At 71.5% G+C, this 17,622-nt stretch carries 16 protein-coding genes; 7 read left to right on the top strand and 9 right to left on the bottom strand.

The annotated features are described in order from the left end of the window. The first annotated feature begins 203 nt into the window (after positions 1 to 203). On the top strand, positions 204 to 1,673 hold the full coding sequence (locus OHB00_RS43770; protein WP_406443525.1) for a M1 family metallopeptidase: 1,470 nt from the start codon (positions 204 to 206) through the stop codon (positions 1,671 to 1,673). Positions 1,674 to 1,743: 70 nt separating this feature from the next. Here OHB00_RS43770 and OHB00_RS43765 read toward each other — a convergent pair whose 3' ends face one another. Beyond that, entirely contained in the window at positions 1,744 to 2,235 is a 492-nt protein-coding gene (locus tag OHB00_RS43765) for a macro domain-containing protein (protein ID WP_406443523.1), read from the bottom strand. Positions 2,236 to 2,682: 447 nt separating this feature from the next. Between OHB00_RS43765 and OHB00_RS43760 the strand changes: the two genes are divergently transcribed. Next, a complete protein-coding gene (locus OHB00_RS43760; protein ID WP_406443521.1) occupies positions 2,683 to 3,390 on the top strand; it encodes a MerR family transcriptional regulator in 708 nt (235 codons plus the stop codon). Between the two features lie 36 nt (positions 3,391 to 3,426). On the opposite strand, the gene OHB00_RS43755 is transcribed toward OHB00_RS43760, so the two are convergent. Genes OHB00_RS43755 through OHB00_RS43740 form a run of 4 tightly spaced genes read right to left on the bottom strand, consistent with a single transcriptional unit; the run spans position 3,427 to position 9,084 of the window. Beyond that, a complete protein-coding gene (locus OHB00_RS43755; protein WP_406443520.1) occupies positions 3,427 to 5,604 on the bottom strand; it encodes a 3-hydroxyacyl-CoA dehydrogenase NAD-binding domain-containing protein in 2,178 nt (725 codons plus the stop codon). Positions 5,605 to 5,649: 45 nt separating this feature from the next. Beyond that, entirely contained in the window at positions 5,650 to 6,864 is a 1,215-nt protein-coding gene (locus OHB00_RS43750; protein ID WP_406443518.1) for an acetyl-CoA C-acetyltransferase, read from the bottom strand. 58 nt (positions 6,865 to 6,922) lie between these two features. Continuing rightward, positions 6,923 to 7,936 (bottom strand): LLM class F420-dependent oxidoreductase, encoded by a 1,014-nt coding sequence (locus OHB00_RS43745; RefSeq protein WP_406443516.1) that lies wholly within the window; start codon positions 7,934 to 7,936, stop codon positions 6,923 to 6,925. Beyond that, positions 7,936 to 9,084, bottom strand: a complete 1,149-nt coding sequence (locus OHB00_RS43740) for a CaiB/BaiF CoA transferase family protein (RefSeq protein ID WP_406443514.1) — start codon at positions 9,082 to 9,084, stop codon at positions 7,936 to 7,938. The genes OHB00_RS43745 and OHB00_RS43740 overlap by 1 nt, the downstream gene beginning before the upstream one ends. A gap of 190 nt (positions 9,085 to 9,274) precedes the next feature. Between OHB00_RS43740 and OHB00_RS43735 the strand changes: the two genes are divergently transcribed. Continuing rightward, positions 9,275 to 10,453 carry a saccharopine dehydrogenase family protein gene (locus OHB00_RS43735; protein WP_406443513.1) on the top strand — a complete coding sequence of 393 codons (1,179 nt, stop codon included), beginning with the start codon at positions 9,275 to 9,277 and terminating at the stop codon, positions 10,451 to 10,453. A 15-nt stretch (positions 10,454 to 10,468) separates the two neighbouring features. Here OHB00_RS43735 and mmpA read toward each other — a convergent pair whose 3' ends face one another. The 4 genes from mmpA to OHB00_RS43715 all read right to left on the bottom strand — a co-directional run bounded on the left by mmpA (position 10,469) and on the right by OHB00_RS43715 (position 12,935). Further along, entirely contained in the window at positions 10,469 to 10,615 is a 147-nt protein-coding gene (mmpA, locus tag OHB00_RS43730; RefSeq protein WP_406443511.1) for a morphogenic membrane protein MmpA, read from the bottom strand. A 61-nt stretch (positions 10,616 to 10,676) separates the two neighbouring features. Then, the gene (locus OHB00_RS43725) at positions 10,677 to 11,369 is read right to left on the bottom strand and encodes an endonuclease V (RefSeq protein WP_406443509.1); all 693 of its coding nucleotides are present in this window, start codon (positions 11,367 to 11,369) and stop codon (positions 10,677 to 10,679) included. An 81-nt stretch (positions 11,370 to 11,450) separates the two neighbouring features. Next, complete coding sequence (locus OHB00_RS43720) at positions 11,451 to 11,789, bottom strand: plasmid stabilization protein (protein WP_406443507.1); 339 nt, start codon at positions 11,787 to 11,789, stop codon at positions 11,451 to 11,453. Between the two features lie 42 nt (positions 11,790 to 11,831). After that, positions 11,832 to 12,935 (bottom strand): WD40/YVTN/BNR-like repeat-containing protein, encoded by a 1,104-nt coding sequence (locus OHB00_RS43715; RefSeq protein ID WP_406443505.1) that lies wholly within the window; start codon positions 12,933 to 12,935, stop codon positions 11,832 to 11,834. Positions 12,936 to 13,138: 203 nt separating this feature from the next. On the opposite strand from OHB00_RS43715, the gene OHB00_RS43710 reads away from it, so the two are divergent. The 4 genes from OHB00_RS43710 (at position 13,139) to OHB00_RS43695 (ending at position 17,559) form a co-directional block, all read left to right on the top strand. Continuing rightward, the gene (locus OHB00_RS43710) at positions 13,139 to 13,555 is read left to right on the top strand and encodes an SsgA family sporulation/cell division regulator (RefSeq protein WP_406443504.1); all 417 of its coding nucleotides are present in this window, start codon (positions 13,139 to 13,141) and stop codon (positions 13,553 to 13,555) included. 292 nt (positions 13,556 to 13,847) lie between these two features. After that, positions 13,848 to 15,485 carry an ABC-F family ATP-binding cassette domain-containing protein gene (locus OHB00_RS43705; protein WP_406443502.1) on the top strand — a complete coding sequence of 546 codons (1,638 nt, stop codon included), beginning with the start codon at positions 13,848 to 13,850 and terminating at the stop codon, positions 15,483 to 15,485. A 96-nt stretch (positions 15,486 to 15,581) separates the two neighbouring features. Beyond that, entirely contained in the window at positions 15,582 to 16,358 is a 777-nt protein-coding gene (gene ddaH, locus OHB00_RS43700) for a dimethylargininase (RefSeq protein WP_406443500.1), read from the top strand. A 226-nt stretch (positions 16,359 to 16,584) separates the two neighbouring features. Beyond that, complete coding sequence (locus tag OHB00_RS43695) at positions 16,585 to 17,559, top strand: acyl-ACP desaturase (protein ID WP_406443499.1); 975 nt, start codon at positions 16,585 to 16,587, stop codon at positions 17,557 to 17,559. The last annotated feature ends 63 nt before the right edge of the window (positions 17,560 to 17,622 follow it).

Here is a 17,622-nt window from a genome sequence, read left to right as displayed (position 1 = left end):
CAACTCCCGTGCAGAAGGGGGCATCTGGGGGACCGTCAGGGAGGATTGCGGCCGAATGGCGATCGTGTGACAGCAGGTGCCATGGACAGGCCAGGGGACACAGGGACTGAATAGGCTCCGAACAGTTTCGTGCTCCATCGACTTGGCGCCGCCCGTCGTGGTGTGGCGGATGCGCCTCGGCCCCCTACCGACCTGGAGTTCTCGTGCACCGCAGAATCCTCGCGCCGGCCGCCCTCGCGGCGGCTTCCCTGCTGCTGGCGATCCCGGCATCGGCCGCGAGCTACAGCCCCGGCGCACCGGGCATCGGCGACCCCTACTACCCGTACTACGGCAACGGCGGTTACGACGTCTCCCACTACGACCTCCGGTTGCAGTACCAGCCGGCCACCGACGAGCTGGCCGGTACGGCGACGATCCTGGCGCGCACCACACAGGACCTGTCCAGCTTCGACCTGGACTTCCTGCTGGACGTGAGCGAGGTGCGGGTCAACGGGGTGAAGGCGGACTTCGCCACGACCGGTCAGCACGAGCTGGTCGTCACGCCCAGGTCGCCGCTGGCGAAGGGCACACCGGTCACCGTCGTCGTCCGCTACAGCGGGGTCCCGTCGACGAAGAGCGCATACGGTTTCAACACGTGGCACCGGACACCGGACGGGGCGGTCGCGGCGGACGAGCCCGAGTCGGCCTGGTGGTGGTTCCCGAGCAACGACCACCCGCTGGACAAGGCGACCTACGACGTGTCGGTGGCCGTTCCCGACGGCACCCAGGTCATCTCCAACGGCTCGCTCCAGTCGACGAGTTCGCAGCGCGGCTGGACCCGGTACAACTGGCGGCAGAACAAGCCGCAGGCGACCTATCTGGCCACGCTGGCGGTCGGGAGGTTCGACATCACGACGAGCACCTCCGAGGGTGGCGTTCCCGTCGTCAACGCCTACAGCGAGGACCTCGGCGACAACGACGGGGCGGCGCGGGCCAGCGTGGAGCGCACCGGGGAACTCGTCGACTGGCTCTCCGGCTACTTCGGGCCGTATCCCTTCAGCTCGGCCGGCGGGTACGTGCCGAACACCACGACCGGGTACGCGCTGGAGACGCAGACCCGCGTCTACTACAGCCCCAAGCAGTTCGCGAACGGCGCCAACACCTCCGTGGTCGTGCACGAGCTGGCGCACCAGTGGTACGGCGACGACGTCTCCCTCAAGGGCTGGAAGGACATCTGGCTCAACGAGGGCTTCGCCCGCTACGCCCAGTGGCTGTGGTCGGAGCACGAGGGCGAGGGCACGACGCAGGAACTCGCCGACTACGTGTACGCCTCGCATCCGGCGGACGACGCGTTCTGGACGGTGAAGCCGGGGGATCCCGGCCCCGACGACCAGTTCGACATCGCTGTCTACGACCGGGGGGCGCTGGCGGTGCAGGCGCTGCGGAACGCGGTCGGGGACGACGCGTTCTTCACGATTCTGAAGGGGTGGCCGAAGGAGCACGCGTACGGGAACGCCTCGGTGGCGGACTTCGAGGGGTACGCCGAGAAGGTGTCGGGGAAGTCGCTGTCCGGGTTGTTCGATGCGTGGCTGTTCCAGCCGACGAAGCCGGCGGCGCCCGCGTTCAGGGCGGCGGTGGCTCCGGTCCAGCCGAAGTCGTGGAAGCGGATCGAGGCTACGAACGACGTGCACTGAGCATGTGCCGGGTGCGGTGAGTGGGGGGGCTGCGGGCCGGTTGTGGCTGGTCGCGCAGTTCCCCGCGCCCCTAATGGGGCGCTTCGTTGCCGTAGTCGTACACGGTGACCGGGATTTGGCGGGTGACCAGCCGCTCCTTTATCAGCGGCTCGACTCGGGACCATTTGCCGCCCGCCAGGCCGCAGCCTATCCGCGGCATGTGCACGGATGCGCCGAGTTCCGTCGCCTCGTCGGCGAGCTTGGCCAGGGCCGTGTCTATCGCCTCGTACCGGACCGGCACGCCCTTGCTGCCGGTTCTGGTCCCCCGTTGGCCGATCATGTTGGCCACCCAGATGTAGCGTTCGACGCGGACCAGCTGGACCGCGCCCAGGGCGAAGTCGTTGTTCGCGCGGTCGCGGTGCCAGGCGCGGTATGCCTTCTCCGGCTCCGGCCAGCGGCGGGAGAGCGCCAGGACGAAGCCCTTTCCCCAGCCCCCCAGGTCGTTGCAGACGTGGGCGATCACCTTGACGCCCTTGGCCGACGGTGCGGTGGCGTCACCCAGGATGTATGTGATCTCCGACATGACGCCACCGTAGGCGATGCCACTGACAATGACGCTGACCTGCTACTTCGTGAGCTGCGAGAGCTCCTTGTCGGCTGCCTGGGAGACCCGGCGGCGGACCCCGAACCCCGGCGTCACCCGCGTCCGCGGGCGTCCGGGCCGCTTCGGCCCGGGTAGCGGCGGCCTCTGCCGTGTCCACGGCGTCCTTGCTCACAGGTTGTTCCACTCTCTGGTGCGCCCGAGCGGATCGCGCTCGGGTGTCCGGACGTAGTCGGTCGGCGCGCTCGGTGTGGGCACAGACCAAGGCGCCTCCTTCCCCCCGGGCACCGCGGCGTATGCGATGGCACACTTCACAGAGCGGGACTTCTCACGAGGTGCCGGTCATGAGGTGAAGGTGGACATCGGGCGGACACATCGCCCCGCGCCAACCGGTGTCGCAGTACTGGTGTGACAGCGATACTGCTGCACATGACGACCGACACCGACGGCGATTCCGCGGAGCCCGCGCTCACCATCGACGAGCTGGCCGCGCGGGCCGGCACCACGGTCCGCACGGTCCGCTTCTACGGCACCAAGGGGCTGCTCCCGCCGCCGGTGATCGGTCCGCGGCGGGTGGGCCACTACGGGCCGGACCACCTCGCCCGGCTGGCGCTGATCGAGGAGTTGCAGCACCAGGGCATGACACTGGCGGCGATCGAGCGCTATCTGCGGCAGCTGCCGCCCGGCCTGAGCCACCACGACCTGGCCGTCCACCGGGCCGTGGTGGCCTCCTGGTCACCGGACACCGAGGAGACCGTGACGGCCGCCGAGCTGCGGCGGCGGGCCGGACGGCCGCTGGACGAGGAGGATGTCGAACGGCTCGTCGCCATGGATGTCGTACGGCCCGACGGGGACGGCTACCGCGTCGACCCCGGCCTGCTCCGGCTGGCCGTACAGCTCCTCGACGTACCGCTGTCGGAGAAGGCGATCCTGGCCGCGCGCACGGTCCTGACCGAGCACGCGCGGGCGGCCGCGCACGAGCTGTCCCAGCTGTTCCGGGCCGAGGTGGCGGAGCGGACCGAGGCGGACGTGAAGTCGCTGTCCGCCCACATGCAGCCGCTGGTGGTCCAGGCACTGCTGACAGCCTTCCAGCGGTCGCTCGGCGCGGAGGTGCACCAGTGGCTCGCGGGCCCCTGAGGAGGGCCCGCTCCGCGCACTCGGCCCGGCGTCGGCTCAGCGGCCGTCCGTGAAGGTCTCCCCCCGCTCCGCCTTCGCCACCAGCAGTGCGGGCGGGGTGAACCGCTCGCCGTAGGTGTCGGCGAGTTCACGGGCGCGTGCCACGAAGCCGGGCAGGCCTCCCTCGTAGCCGTTGACGTACTGGAGGACGCCGCCGGTCCAGCCGGGGAAGCCGATACCGAAGAGCGAGCCGATGTTGGCGTCTGCGACCGAGGTGAGGACGCCCTCCTCCACGAGGCGGACGGTGTCGAGGGCCTCGGCGAAGAGCATGCGCTCCTGCATGTCCCGGAACGGGATCTGGTGGCCGGGCTTGGTGAAGTGCTCGCGCAGGCCGGGCCACAGGCCGGCGCGGCTGCCGTCCTCGGCGTAGTCGTAGAAGCCCGCTCCCCCGCTGCGGCCGGGGCGGCCGAACTCGTCGACCATGCGGTCGATGACCGCCTCGGCGGGGTGTGCGGTCCAGGTGCCGCCGGACTCCTCGACGGCCAGCCGCGACTCGCGGCGGATCTTCTGGGGCAGGGTGAGCGTCAGCTCGTCCATCAGGGAGAGCACCTTGGCCGGGTAGCCGGCCTGGGCCGCCGCCTGCTCGACCGAGGCGGGCTCGATGCCCTCGCCGACCATGGCGACGCCCTCGTTGATGAAGTGGCCGATCACCCGGGAGGTGAAGAAGCCGCGCGAGTCGTTGACGACGATCGGCGTCTTGTTGATCTGCCGGACCAGGTCGAAGGCGCGGGCGAGGGCTTCGTCGCCGGTGCGCTCGCCCTTGATGATCTCCACGAGCGGCATCTTGTCGACGGGCGAGAAGAAGTGCAGGCCGATGAAGTCGGTCTGCCGCTCGACGCCCTCGGCGAGGGCGGTGATGGGGAGCGTGGAGGTGTTGGAGCAGAGCAGGGCGTCGGGGGCGACGACGGACTCGATCTCCTGGAAGACCTTGTGCTTGAGGGCGGTGTCCTCGAAGACCGCCTCGATGACCGCGTCGCAGCCGGCCAGGTCCTGCGGGTCCGCGGTGGGCGTGATCCGGGCGAGCAGCGCGTCCGCCTTCTCCTGGCTGGTACGGCCCTTGGCGACGGCCTTGGCGCAGAGCTTCTCGGAGTAGCCCCTGCCCTTGAGGGCGGCCTCGGCCGAGACGTCCTTGAGGACGACGTCGATGCCCGCGCGGGCACAGGAGTAGGCGATGCCGGCGCCCATCATGCCCGCGCCGAGCACGGCGACCTTGGTGACCTTGCGGGGCTCGATGCCCTTCGGGCGGTTGGCGCCGGAGTTGACGGCCTGGAGGTCGAAGAAGAACGCCTGGATCATGTTCTTCGAGATCTGCCCGGCGGCCAGCTCCACGAAGTACCGGGCCTCGATGACCTGGGCGGTCTCGAAGTCGACCTGGCTGCCCTCGACGGCGGCGGCCAGGATGCGGCGCGGCGCCGGGTAGGGCGCGTTGTTGGTCTGCTTGCGCAGGGTGGCCGGGAAGGCGGGCAGGTTGGCGGCGAACCTGGGGTTTGCGGGCGTACCGCCGGGGATGCGGTAGCCCGGCTTGTCCCAGGGCTGATGCGACTCGGGGTTGGCGTCGATGTACGCGCGTGCCTTGGCGAGGAGTTCCTCGGGGGTGGCGGCCACCTCGTGGATCAGGCCGTTCTGCAGCGCGCGCGTGGCGTTGTACTGGGTGCCCTGGAGGAGGACCTTCAGCAGCGCGTCGGCGATGCCGAGGAGGCGTACGGTGCGGACGACTCCACCGCCGCCCGGGAGCAGGCCGAGGGTGACCTCGGGACAGCCGATCTTGGTGCCGGGGGTGTCGAGGGCGATGCGGTGGTGGCAGGCGAGGGCGAGTTCGAAGCCGCCGCCGAGGGCCGCGCCGTTGATCGCGGCGACGACCGGCTTGCCGAGGGTCTCGATGCGGCGCAGGTCGCGCTTGATGGCGAGGCCGCCGTCGAAGAGGTCCTGGGCGGTCTCGGGGGTGACCCGGATGAGGTCGCGCAGGTCGCCGCCGGCGAAGAAGGTCTTCTTGGCCGAGGCGAAGATGATCCCCCGGATCGAGTCCTGCTCGGCCTCCAGGCGGTCGGTGACCGCGGCGAGGGACTCGGCGAAGGCCGCGTTCATGGTGTTGGCGGACTGGTTGGGGTCGTCCAGGACGAGGGTGACGACACCGGTGTCGTCCTGTTCCCAGCGGATGGTGGTGCTCTCGGTCATGGTTCGTGTCTCCGTGAGGTCTCTTGGTTCCGGTTCCGCCGGGGTTCAGACGCGCTCGACGATGGTGGCGATGCCCATGCCGCCGCCGACACACAGGGTGGCGAGGCCGTAGCGCTTGTCCTGGCGCTCCAGTTCGTCGACGAGCGAGCCGAGGATCATCGCGCCCGTGGCGCCGAGGGGGTGGCCGAGGGCGATGGCGCCGCCGTTGACGTTGACCTTGTCCAGGGACAGGCCCATGTCCTTCACGAAGCGCAGGACGACCGCCGCGAACGCCTCGTTGATCTCGACCAGGTCGATGTCGTCGACGGTGAGGCCGGCCTTGGCGAGGGCCTTGCGGGTGGCGGGGGCGGGGCCGGTGAGCATGATGGTCGGTTCGGAGCCGGAGACGGCGGCCGAGACGATCCGCGCGCGGGGGGTGAGGCCGTAGCGCTCGCCGATCTCCCTGGTGCCGATGGCGACCAGGGAGGCGCCGTCGACGATGCCGGAGGAGTTGCCCGCGTGGTGGACGTGGTCGATCTTCTCGACCCAGTGGTACTTCTGCAGCGCGACCGCGTCGAAGCCGCCGAGTTCGCCGATGTCGGCGAAGGAGGGCTTCAGCTTGGCGAGCGAGTCGGCGGTGGTGCCGGGCCGCAGGTGCTCGTCGTGGTCGAGGACGGTGAGGCCCGCGCGGTCCTTCACGGGGACCACGGAACGGTCGAAGCGGCCCTCCTTCCAGGCGGTCGCCGCGCGCTCCTGGGAGAGGGCCGCGTACTCGTCGACATCCCGCCGGGAGAAGCCCTCGATGGTGGCGATCAGGTCGGCGCCGATGCCCTGCGGCACGAAGTTGACGGCCAGGTTGGTCATCGGGTCGTTGAACCAGGCGCCGCCGTCCGAGGCCATCGGCACCCGGGACATCGACTCGACGCCGCCCGCGAGGACGAGGTCCTCGAAGCCCGAACGGACCTTGGCGGCGGCCATGTTGACGGCCTCCAGGCCGGACGCACAGAAGCGGTTCTCCTGTACGCCGGCGACCGTGTCCGGCAGTCCGGCGGCGATCGCGGCGATCCGGGCGATGTCGGATCCCTGGTCGCCGACCGGGCCGACGACACCGAGCACGATGTCGTCGACGGCGGCCGGGTCGAGGTCCGGGAAGCGGTCACGGATCTCGTGGATGAGCCCGACGACCAGGTCGATGGGCTTCGTGCCGTGCAGGGCGCCGTTCGCCTTGCCGCGGCCGCGCGGGGTGCGGATCGCGTCGTACACGTACGCTTCGGTGCTCACTGACAAGCCTTTCAACGAGGGTTTTCGCGCGGTGGGGGCAGAGCCAGTTCCGGCCGGCTCAGAGCCAGTTCTTGACGGTCTCGATCAGGCGGGCCGGGTCCGGCCCGACGGGGGCGATCTCCAGCATGGTCACGCCCGCCTCACGGAAGGCGGCGATGCGGTCACGGACGTAACCCTCCGGGCCGCACAGGGATATGAGCTCGCAGAACTCGTCGGGTACGGCCGCCTCGGCCTCCTTCTTACGGCCGGCGAGGTACAGCTCCTGGATGAGCCGGGCCTCCTTCTCGTAGCCGTAGGCGACGGCGAGGTCGTTGTAGAAGTTCTTGCCGGGGGCGCCCATGCCGCCGACGTACAGGGCGATCCGGGGACGTGCCAGGTCGCGGACGGCGGCCGCGTCCGCGCCGATGGCGAGCAGGCCGCCTGCGACGATCTTCAGCTCGCCGAGGGCCGGGTCCCGGCGGGCGGCACCCTCGGCCAGCGGGGTGCCCCACACCTGGTGGGCCTTCTCGGGGATGAACAGGGTGGGCAGCCAGCCGTCGGCGACCTCGGCGGTCATCCGGACGTTGGCGGGGCCGAGGGCGGCGACGTAGAGCGGGACGTCGGGGCGGACCGGCTTGGTGAGGATCTTCAGGGGCCTGCCGAGGCCGCCCGGGCGGGGCATGTCGGTGATGCCGTGGTGGTCGATGACCTCGCGGCGCAGGATCCGCCGGGTCAGTTCGATGGTCTCGCGGGTACGGCCGAGGGGCTTGTCGTACGCCTTCCCGTGCCAGCCCTCGACCACCTGGGGACCGGAGGCGCCGAGGCCGATGATCGCGCGGCCGCCGGAGACCGCGTCGAGGCCGGCGGCCGTCTGGGCGATGAGGGCGGGGGTGCGGGAGTAGACGTTGAGGATGGCGGAGCCGATCTTCATCCGTTCGGTGCGGGCGGCCAGGTAGCCCATGATCGTGGGCGAGTCGAAGCCGTAGGCCTCCGCGACCCAGACCGCGTCGAGGCCCGCCGACTCCAGCGCGGCCGCCCGGTCCGCCGCCGCGCGCGGGTCGCCCGCGTAGTCGAGGAAGGTCGAGAGCTCCATCAGGTGCCGTCCTTGTCATGGTCGTCGAGGAGTGCCGGAACGTCCCAGTCACGGGCCACCGCACCGGTGTCGGCGCCGGGCCGGGCGGGAGGAGTGTGTACGGCCGTGGGGGTCGCGGAGAAGCGCGGGGCGGGGGCGGGCTGGGTGATGCCGCCGTGGTCGGTGAAGGTGCCGCGGGCGGCCAGATGGGCGTGGTGCGGGGCCTCGCGGAGGGTCAGGACGGGGGCCACGCAGGCGTCGGAGCCCTCGAAGACCGCCGTCCACTCGTCCCGGGTGCGGGCCTTGAAGCGGGCGGCGACGCGCTCGCGCAGCTCGTCCCAGCGGGTCCAGTCCTTGCGGGCGTCGCCCAGGTCGTCCAGGCCGCCGAGCAGCCTCAGGAACTCGGCGTAGAACTGCGGTTCCAGGGCGCCGACCGCCATGTGGCCGCCGTCGGCGGTCTCGTAGGTGCCGTAGTACGGGCAGCCGCCGTCCAGCAGGTTGGCCGCGCGCCGGTCCTGCCAGCCGCCCGCGGCCACCATGCCGTGGATCATCGCGGAGAGGTGCGCGGTGCCGTCCACGATGGCGGCGTCCACGACCTGGCCGGTGCCGCTCGCGCGGGCGTGGTGCAGCGCCGCCAGGACGCCCACGACGAGGTAGAGGGAGCCGCCCGCGTAGTCGCCCAGCAGGTTGGCGGGGACGGCGGGGGGCTCGTCGGGGCGGCCGATCATGCCGAGGGTGCCGGTCAGGGCGATGTAGGCGATGTCGTGGCCCGCGCGGTGGGCGAGCGGGCCTTCCTGGCCCCAGCCGGTCATCCGGCCGTAGACCAGGCGGGGGTTGCGGGCGTGGCAGTCCTCGGGGCCGACGCCGAGCCGCTCGGCGACGCCTGGGCGGTAGCCCTCGATCAGGATGTCGGCGCGGGCGGCCAGGTCGAGGACGCGGGTGGGGCCGTCCGGGGACTTCAGGTCGACCAGTACCGAGCGCTTGTTGCGGTTGGTGACGTCGTACGCCGGGTCGACGGCGAGGCCCGGGCCGCCTGGCCGGTCGACGCGGACCACGTCGGCGCCCAGGTCGGCGAGGAGCATGGCGGCGAACGGGCCCGGTCCGATGCCGGCCAGCTCGACCACGCGCACGCCGGAGAGCGGGCCGTGTCCTGGCGTCCCTGCGGTCATGCCGCCCCCAGTCATGTGACACAACTGATGTAACACCGATGATGCTAAGAACGCGTTCCACTGGGCACAAGTGTTCCGAGCATGTGGACGAGCAAGCGCTTAGTCAAGATACCCCGCAGGGGTGCGTCCGCACTCCTCACGCTAGCCTCAGCCACCGACAACGGCGCGGGTTGCAGGACCGAGAGGTGTCATGAGCAGGCTGAAAACGACGGATCGTCGCTACGACCTCGTGCTCTTCGGAGCCACCGGGTTCGTCGGCGAGCTCACCGCCGAGTACCTGGCCGCCCACGCGCCGGAAGGCCTGCGCTGGGCCGTCGCGGGCCGGGACGAGCGCAGACTGGAGGCGCTGCGCGAGCGGCTGACGGGCGGCGCCGAGGTCGGGGTGGTGCTCGCCGACGCGGCGGAGCCGGCCACGATCCGCGCTCTCGCCGAGCACGCGCGCGTGGTGGCCTCGACGGTCGGGCCGTACGGCCGTCATGGCGAGGACCTGGTCGCGGCCTGCGCGGACACCGGCGCGGACTACCTCGACCTGTGCGGCGAGCCGGAGTTCGTGGACCTGATGTACGTGCGGCACGACGCACGCGCGCGTGAGACGGGCGCCCGCCTGGTGCACGCGTGCGGTTTCGACTCGGTCCCGCACGACCTGGGCGCGTACTTCACGGTCCGGCAGCTGCCGGAGGGCGTGCCGCTGACCGTGGACGGGTTCGTGACCGCCGACGCGGCCTTCTCCGGCGGCACCTTCGCCTCCGCGCTGGACCAGTTCGCACGCCCCCGGCAGATGATCGCCGCCGCGCGCGACCGCGCCCGGCACGAGCCCCGGCTGATGACCCGCCGGACAAGCGCGCCGACGGGTGTCCCGCGGTTCGCGCCCGAGGTCGGCGCCTGGGCGCTGCCGCTGCCCACCATCGACCCCCAGATCGTGCTCCGCTCGGCCAGGGCGCTGGACCGCTACGGCCCCGACTTCCGCTACCGGCACTACGCGGCCGTCAAGCACCTGCCGGTGGCCCTCGGCGGGACAGCGGCCGTCGGCGCACTCGCGGCGGCCGCCCAGCTGCCGCCCGTCCGGCGCTGGCTGTCGGACCGTCTCAAGCCCGGGGAGGGTCCGGACGCGCAGAAGCGGGCCCGCAGCTGGTTCACGGTCCGGTTCGTCGGCGAGGGCGGCGGACGGCGGGTGTTCACGGAGGTCTCGGGCGGGGATCCCGGCTACGGCGAGACGGCGAAGATGTTCGCCGAGGCCGCCCTCTCCCTCGCCTTCGACGACCTGCCGCCGACGGCCGGCCAGGTCACCACCGCGCAGGCGATGGGCGACGCCCTGACCGAGCGGCTGCGCGCGGCCGGCATCGCGTTCCGGGTGGCTGCGACGTTCTAGCGGACTCGGGCGCCGTCAGGACTGCCACGCCAGCACCGTGTAGAGCATCCCGACGATCCAGGCGAACCCTGCCACCACGGCGAGGGCCAGCGCCGCGTTCACGGCGCGCTCGGCGGACTGGGCGGGGGCGGCCACGGATCTGGGTGCACGGTGTGTCGTCATGCGGGTCAGCCTGCCGTCGGACTGTAACAGCGGCATCCGTACTCGTACTCAGAATCGCTACTCAGGCCTGAGCTTCACGCAGCGCCATGCGGCACAGCGCGTCCGCGCGGCGGGTGGTCTCGGGCAGGCGGTACCTCGGAGTGAGCGCGAGGGTGTGGGCGCAGGCGTGGTCGAGGCTCACCCGGTGGCCGACGGAGACGAAGACCGGCTTGACGGCGTCCCGGGTGCGCAGGGCACGGCCGACCTCCTCGGTGCCGGCGAGCAGCGGCGCGTGGCTGCCGCGCGGGGCGCCGGGGTCGTCGTACGCGAAGGTGAACGGGTTCTTGGCTACGCCGATGGTGGGCAGGCCGGTGAGGACGCCCAGGTGGCTGGCGAGGCCGAAGCGGCGCGGGTGGGCGAGACCGTAGCCGTCGCAGACGACCAGGCCCGGTACGCAGGGCAGGGCGTCGAGGGCGGCGCGCACGGTCGGGATCTCGCGGAAGGCGAGCAGTCCCGGCACGTACGGGAAGGACACCCGGCCGACGGCGGTCGCCTCGGCGACGACCTCCAGGGTCGCCGCGTCCAGGACGACGGCCGCCGCGGCGACCAGGTCGCGCTCGTCGTCGTAGGCCACGTCGACGCCGGTGACATGACCGGTGCCGGGCGCCGGGCCCGGCTCGTCGAGGACCACCCGCCCCCGCAGCTCGTCCTGGGCCGCCAGGGCCTGTTCCTCGGTCGCGGGCCAGCCCGCCGGGGCGCGTACGGTCGTCGTCATGGTGGGCACGAGCGTACGGCCCGCCACGCGCGCGTGCGGCCAGGGTCGCGAGCACCGCACGCGCGCGGGTGCTGTGGCGGGTCAGCTCTTCTTGGCGTTGACGGCGCGTTGCAGCTGGGCCTTGTTCATGTTCGAACGGCCTTCGATGCCACGCTGCTTGGCCTCGTTGTACAGCTGGTCCCGGGTCGGGCCCTGGGAGCCCTGCCGGTTGCCCGACCGCTGGCCGCCGCGCTTGCTGGACGACATGTCCTGCGTGGAACTGCGGCTGGCGGACTTGGACTCGCCGGACCGGGCGCGTTCCTTGTTGACCGTCCGGGCGGCGATCTCCTCGGCGCGACTCTTGCTCTCGCCCCGGTCGAGCGCGCTCTCCTTGATGTGCTCGTACTGGCGTTCCCGCTTGGGGCTGGATCCGCTGGGCATGGCCGCTCCTTTCTCGGTATGCGGAGAACGGGTACCCACGGTTCAGTTCTCCAGGCGTGCCGCCCGCCCCTGCTCGCCGGCCGCCCAGCAGCTCAGGTCCGGTGTGCAGTCCACGGTGTCGTACGAGCCGGTGTCGACCGTCCGCCAGGTGCGGCCGCCGTCGGTGGTCAGGTCGGTGCCGGTGGGACCGACGGCGAGGGCCGTGGTGCGGCTGTGCGGGAGCCAGGCGACGCCGGAGCGGTAGGCGGGCGGCGGGGCGGCTGCGGTCCGCCAGCCGCGGCCGCCGTCCTGGGTGACCGCGGCGGCCTGCGGTGAGACCTGGTCGGGGCGGTAGTCGCCGCCGACCGCGAGGCCGTGGGCGCGGTCCCGGAAGGCGAGGGCGAAGACGCCCTTGGCCGGGTCGCCCGCCGGGATCGTGGTGTCGGCGGCGGTCCAGGTCAGGCCCCGGTCGGTGGAGTGCAGCACGCGCGCGTGGGCGCCGCCGCCGGTGGCCAGCCAGGCGTCCTTCGGCCCCGAGGCGACCAGGCACTGGCCGCTCGCCGCGAAGCCCGCCTCGCCGGCCAGGGCGGCCGGCATGCCGTCCTCCGGGAGCACGCGCCACGAACGGCCGCCGTCGCTCGTCGACAGGATGCGGAACCTGCCGTCGACCGGGTCGCTCATGGCGAGGCCGTGGCGGCGGTCGAAGAAGGCCATGCAGTCGTAGAAGGCGGCGGGGTCGGTGTTGCGGAAGGACTCCGTCCAGGTCCGGCCGCCGTCGTCGGTGCGGTAGACCCGGGACGCCTCGCCCTCGCCGATGGCCAGCACCACCGCGCGGCGCGCGTCGAACGCCTCCACGTCCCGGAACTGGAGGTCGGCCGCGCCCGGCGGAGAGACGTTCTGCCAGCTCGTCCCGCCGTCCGTGGTGCGCAGCACGGTGCCGCCGGTACCGGCCAGCCAGGCGGTGTTCCGGTCGACGGCGGCCAGCCCCCGGAACCGCACGTCCGGAGTGCCGGTGTCCTTGACCGCCCAGTGCGGTGCCCGTGTCGTGGCCTGCGCGGAACCGGCGGTCAGCGCGGCCAGCGCCGCCGTGCACGCCACCCCCACCGCGGCCGCTCGGCCGGTACGCCGGGCTCGTTCCTTGCGTCGCGTGCTTCCCAAGCGCCTCATGGCGCGCGAAGCTAGCCGACCGCCACCGTGTCGTCCAGAGGGCCCTCCAGCCTCCTGCGGCAGGTAAGCCGCAGGTGTGAATAAGCCCGGTGACAGAGGTCACTCGCTCTTTCTGTGCACGGATCGGCCGCTTCCTTCGTCTCTTCCAGTGCCAGGTCTCACACGCCCGGAAATTCGTACCACCGTCACGAGGGAGCAAGGCGTTGTCCACCGTCATCGAGCAGCCCGTAGAGGCCCGCTTGGTCGCCGCGTCACCGCGCATGCCGAGCATTCCCGCCACCCTGCGCTACGACCGTGAGGACCCCTTCGCCGTGCGCATGGCCTTCCCGGCCCCGGCCACCCTGGAGGGGGTCGACGTCTGCTGGACGTTCTCCCGCGAACTGCTGGCAGCCGGGCTGCACGCTCCCGAGGGCAACGGGGACGTCCGGGTACGGCCGTACGGCTACGACCGGACCGTGCTGGAGTTCCACGCCCCCGAGGGCACCGCCGTCATCCATGTGCGCACGGGCGAGATACGCCGGTTCCTGGAGGCGACCGGCGACCTGGTCCCCACCGGTCTCGAACACCTCCAGCTCGACCTGGACCACGACCTGGCCGAACTGATGCGGGACGCCTGCTGACCCGGCACGTCCGGCAGCTCCCGGGCGGAGGCCGCCGCTCAATTGCGTTGACACCCCATGTGCCCCCTCCTAACGTTGACGACGCTTCTGTTGCCGTCGATCGGAGAAGGACGTTGCTCGTCTGAGGTTGTGAGACACCGCGTCACACCCATGAGGTGTGTCTGTGGCGTTCGACCTCGGCGTGTGAGCCGTCCTCCCGGCACAGGATCCCTCCCTGGCCCTCCCGGCTTCTGCCTCGCGGTGTCTCGACACGCGTTTGCCCCCTGACACCGCAAGCAACCGCGAGGCGCTCATGTCTGCTTCCATCACCGTCACGTCCCTGTCCTTCGCCTGGCCCGACGGCTCCCCCGTCTTCGACGGCCTGGACATCTCCTTCGGCCCCGGCCGCACCGGCCTGGTCGGCGTCAACGGATCAGGGAAGTCAACGCTCTTGAAGCTCGTCGCCGCGGAGCTGGCGCCGGCCGAGGGCACCGTGAAAGTGGCCGGCGAGGTCGGCCATCTCCCGCAGAACGTCACGCTCGACACCACGCTGCGCGTCGACGATGCGCTCGGCATCGCCGCCCGGCGGGCCGCGCTGCACGCCATCGAGGCGGGCGACGCGTCCGAGCGGCACTTCGAGACGCTCGGCGACGACTGGGACGTCGAGGAGCGCGCCCTGGTCACCCTCGGCGAACTCGGGCTCGGCCACATCGGCCTGGACCGGACCGTCGGCGAGGTGTCCGGAGGTGAGTCGGTGCTGCTGCGGCTGGCCGCGCTGCTCCTTCGACGGCCGGACGTGCTGCTGCTCGACGAACCCACCAACAACCTCGACCTGTACGCCCGCAGGCGGCTGTACGCGGCCGTCGCGTCCTTCCCGGGCGTGTTGATCGTGGTCAGCCACGACCGTGAACTCCTCGACCTGGTCGACCAGATCGCCGACCTGCGGGCCGGGGAGGTCACCTGGTACGGCGGCAACTTCTCGGCGTACGAGGAGGCCCTTGCAGTCGAACAGGAGGCGGCCGAGCGCATGGTGCGGGTCGCCGAGGCCGATGTGCGCAAGCAGAAGCGCGAACTCTCCGACGCCCAGGTCAAACTGGCCCGCCGCAAGCGGTACGGGCAGAAGATGTTCGAGCAGAAGCGCGAGCCGAAGATCGTCATGGGGGCGCGCAGGCGCGCGGCCCAGGAGTCCGCGGGCAAGCACCGCATCATGCACGAGGAACGCCTCGCCGAGGCCAGGGAACGCCTGGACGAGGCGGCGGAGGCGATACGGGACGACGACGAGATCCGCGTCGAACTGCCGTACACGGCCGTACCGCCGGGCCGGAACGTGCTGACGCTGGAGAACCTGGAACTCGCGCACGGCTCGCGGGTGAAGGGGATCCTCGATCTGCGCGGGCCCGAGCGGATCGCGCTGATCGGGCGCAACGGCGCGGGCAAGACGACGCTGCTGCGGACGATCGCCGGGGAGCTGCCGGCGGTCGCGGGCGAGGCACACGCGCACGTGCCGATGCGCTTTTTGCCGCAGCGGCTGGACGTCCTCGACGAGGAGCTGACCGTCGCCGAGAACGTGGCCCGGTTCGCGCCGGACGCCGGCAACAACCGGATCCGCGCCCGGCTGGCCCGCTTCCTGTTCCGGGGTGCCCGGGCCGACCAGAAGGCGGGGACGCTCTCCGGCGGCGAGCGCTTCCGGGCGACGCTGGCCGCGCTGCTGCTGGCCGAACCGGCCCCGCAGCTGCTGATGCTGGACGAGCCGACGAACAACCTCGACATGGCGAGCGTCCGGCAGCTCACCACGGCCCTGGAGTCGTACGCGGGCGCCCTGGTCGTCGCCAGTCACGACCTGCCGTTCCTGGAGTCGATCGGGATCACGCGGTGGTTGCTGATGGCGGACGGGGAGCTGACGGGCACGACACCGGACGAGGTGGCCGGTCTCGGTGAGGGCGCGGCCTGACGGCAGGGGTTTTGTCGACACGCGCCCGCCCTGCATGATGGCGGTCCGGCGCCCCACCACGGGCGCCGGACCGAACCCCGACCCCGGAGACCCGCCGTGCCCAGCAAGAAGGCCCTCATCCGCCGCCCCAGCCCGCGCCTCGCCGAAGGCCTGGTGACGCACATCGAGCGGGAGAAGGTCGACGTCGAGCTCGCCCAGGAGCAGTGGGAGGCGTACGCGGAGACCCTGCGCGCGCACGGCTGGGAGACCGTCGAGGTGGACCCGGAGGACGACTGCCCGGACTCGGTGTTCGTCGAGGACACGGTCGTCATGTACCGGAACGTGGCGCTGATCACCCGGCCCGGCGCCGAGTCCCGGCGCGAGGAGACGGCCGGCGTCGAGGAGGCGGTGGCCCGCCTCGGCTGCTCGGTGAACTGGGTCTGGGAGCCCGGCACCCTGGACGGCGGTGACGTCCTCAAGGTGGGCGACACCGTCTACGTCGGCCGCGGCGGGCGGACCAACGCGGCCGGTGTGCAGCAGCTGCGGGCCGCGTTCGAGCCGCTGGGCGCGCGCGTGGTCGCCGTACCGGTGAGCAAGGTGCTGCATCTGAAGTCCGCGGTCACCGCACTGCCCGACGGAACGATTCTGGGGCACATCCCGAACGTGGACCGGCCCTCGCTGTTCCCGGGGTTCCTCGCGGTGCCGGAGGACGCGGGCGCCCACGTGGTGCTGCTCGGCGGCGGCAAGCTGCTGATGTCGGCGAGCGCCCCGAAGACCGCGGAGCTGCTGACCGACCTCGGCCACGAGGTGGTCACGGTGGACATCTCCGAGTTCGAGAAGCTTGAAGGATGTGTGACGTGCCTCTCGGTGCGGCTGCGGGAGCTGTACGCCTGACGGGTGATCGATTCGCCTCTTCGGCCCCGGGACCTGCGAGTCCCGGGGCGGTTTGGCATGTCCCGATTCGCCTGTGCACTGGTCCTGATCAGCGATCTTTACAGCGCGCTTAACCTACGGCTTCGTAACCTACGGGTTCGTAGCCTACGATCTCGTAGGTTCCCGGCCCCGCTCGCCGGTTCTCTCCCGTGCGTTCCCCCTTGTTCGGCGTCCCCCTGGAGTTCTCGTGACGATCACTTCTCCCCACCTCGGCAGCTCGTCCGCCTGGACCGACGCGCGGCTGCTGTACGCCCTGGAGGAAGTGGTCGAGAAGGAACTGGACCGCCATCTGAAGGTCGCCAAGGACTGGATGCCGCACGAGTACGTGCCCTGGACCGACGCCCGTAACTTCCCCGGTTTCTTCGAGGACGGCCAGGCCTGGGAGAAGGAGCAGTCCAAGGTCACCGAGATCGGCCGGATCGCGCTGGTGGTGAACCTGCTCACCGAGGACAACCTGCCCAGCTACCACCACGAGATCGCCTCGCTGTTCGGCCGGGACGGCGCCTGGGGCACCTGGGTGCACCGCTGGACCGCCGAGGAGGGCCGGCACGGCATCGTGATGCGCGACTACCTGCTCGCCTCCCGCGCGGTCGACCCGGACAAGCTGGAGCAGTTCCGCATGTCCCACATGAGCGAGGGCTTCGAGTCGGACAACCGGCACTCGATGCTGCACTCGGTCGCCTACGTCGCCTTCCAGGAGCTCGCGACCCGCATCTCGCACCGCAACACCGGCCACCAGTCCGGCGACCCGGTCTGCGACCGCATGCTGGCCCGCATCGCGACCGACGAGAACCTGCACATGGTCTTCTACCGCAACCTCCTGAAGGCCGCGTTCGAGCTGGCTCCCGACCTGACCATGCAGGCGGTGCGGGACGTCGTGGTCGACTTCCGCATGCCCGGCCACGGCATCCCCGGTTTCGAGCGTGCCGCCGCCCAGATGGCGATCGGCGAGGTCTACAACCTGCGCATCCACCACGACGACGTGCTGCAGCCGGTGCTGCGCCACCTGAAGGTCCTGGAGATCGACGGTCTCGGTCCGGAGGGCCTGCAGGCGCAGGAGGAACTCGGCCTGTACATGGGCGGTCTGAACGCGGAGGCCTCGAAGTTCGACGAGAAGCTGGCCGCGCGCAAGGCACGGATGGCGGCGCGCGCCGGCGCGTGACGCCAGGACGGACGGGCGCCCGGATTCTCCGGTGCGCCCTGTCGGTGGCCTGCGGCATCATGC

Origin of the sequence: Streptomyces sp. NBC_00631, from assembly GCF_045206895.1 — a bacterium.
GTDB lineage: Bacteria > Actinomycetota > Actinomycetes > Streptomycetales > Streptomycetaceae > Streptomyces.
The sequence above is the reverse complement of the archived record's forward strand: the minus strand, read 5'-3'. Positions and strand labels throughout refer to the sequence as shown.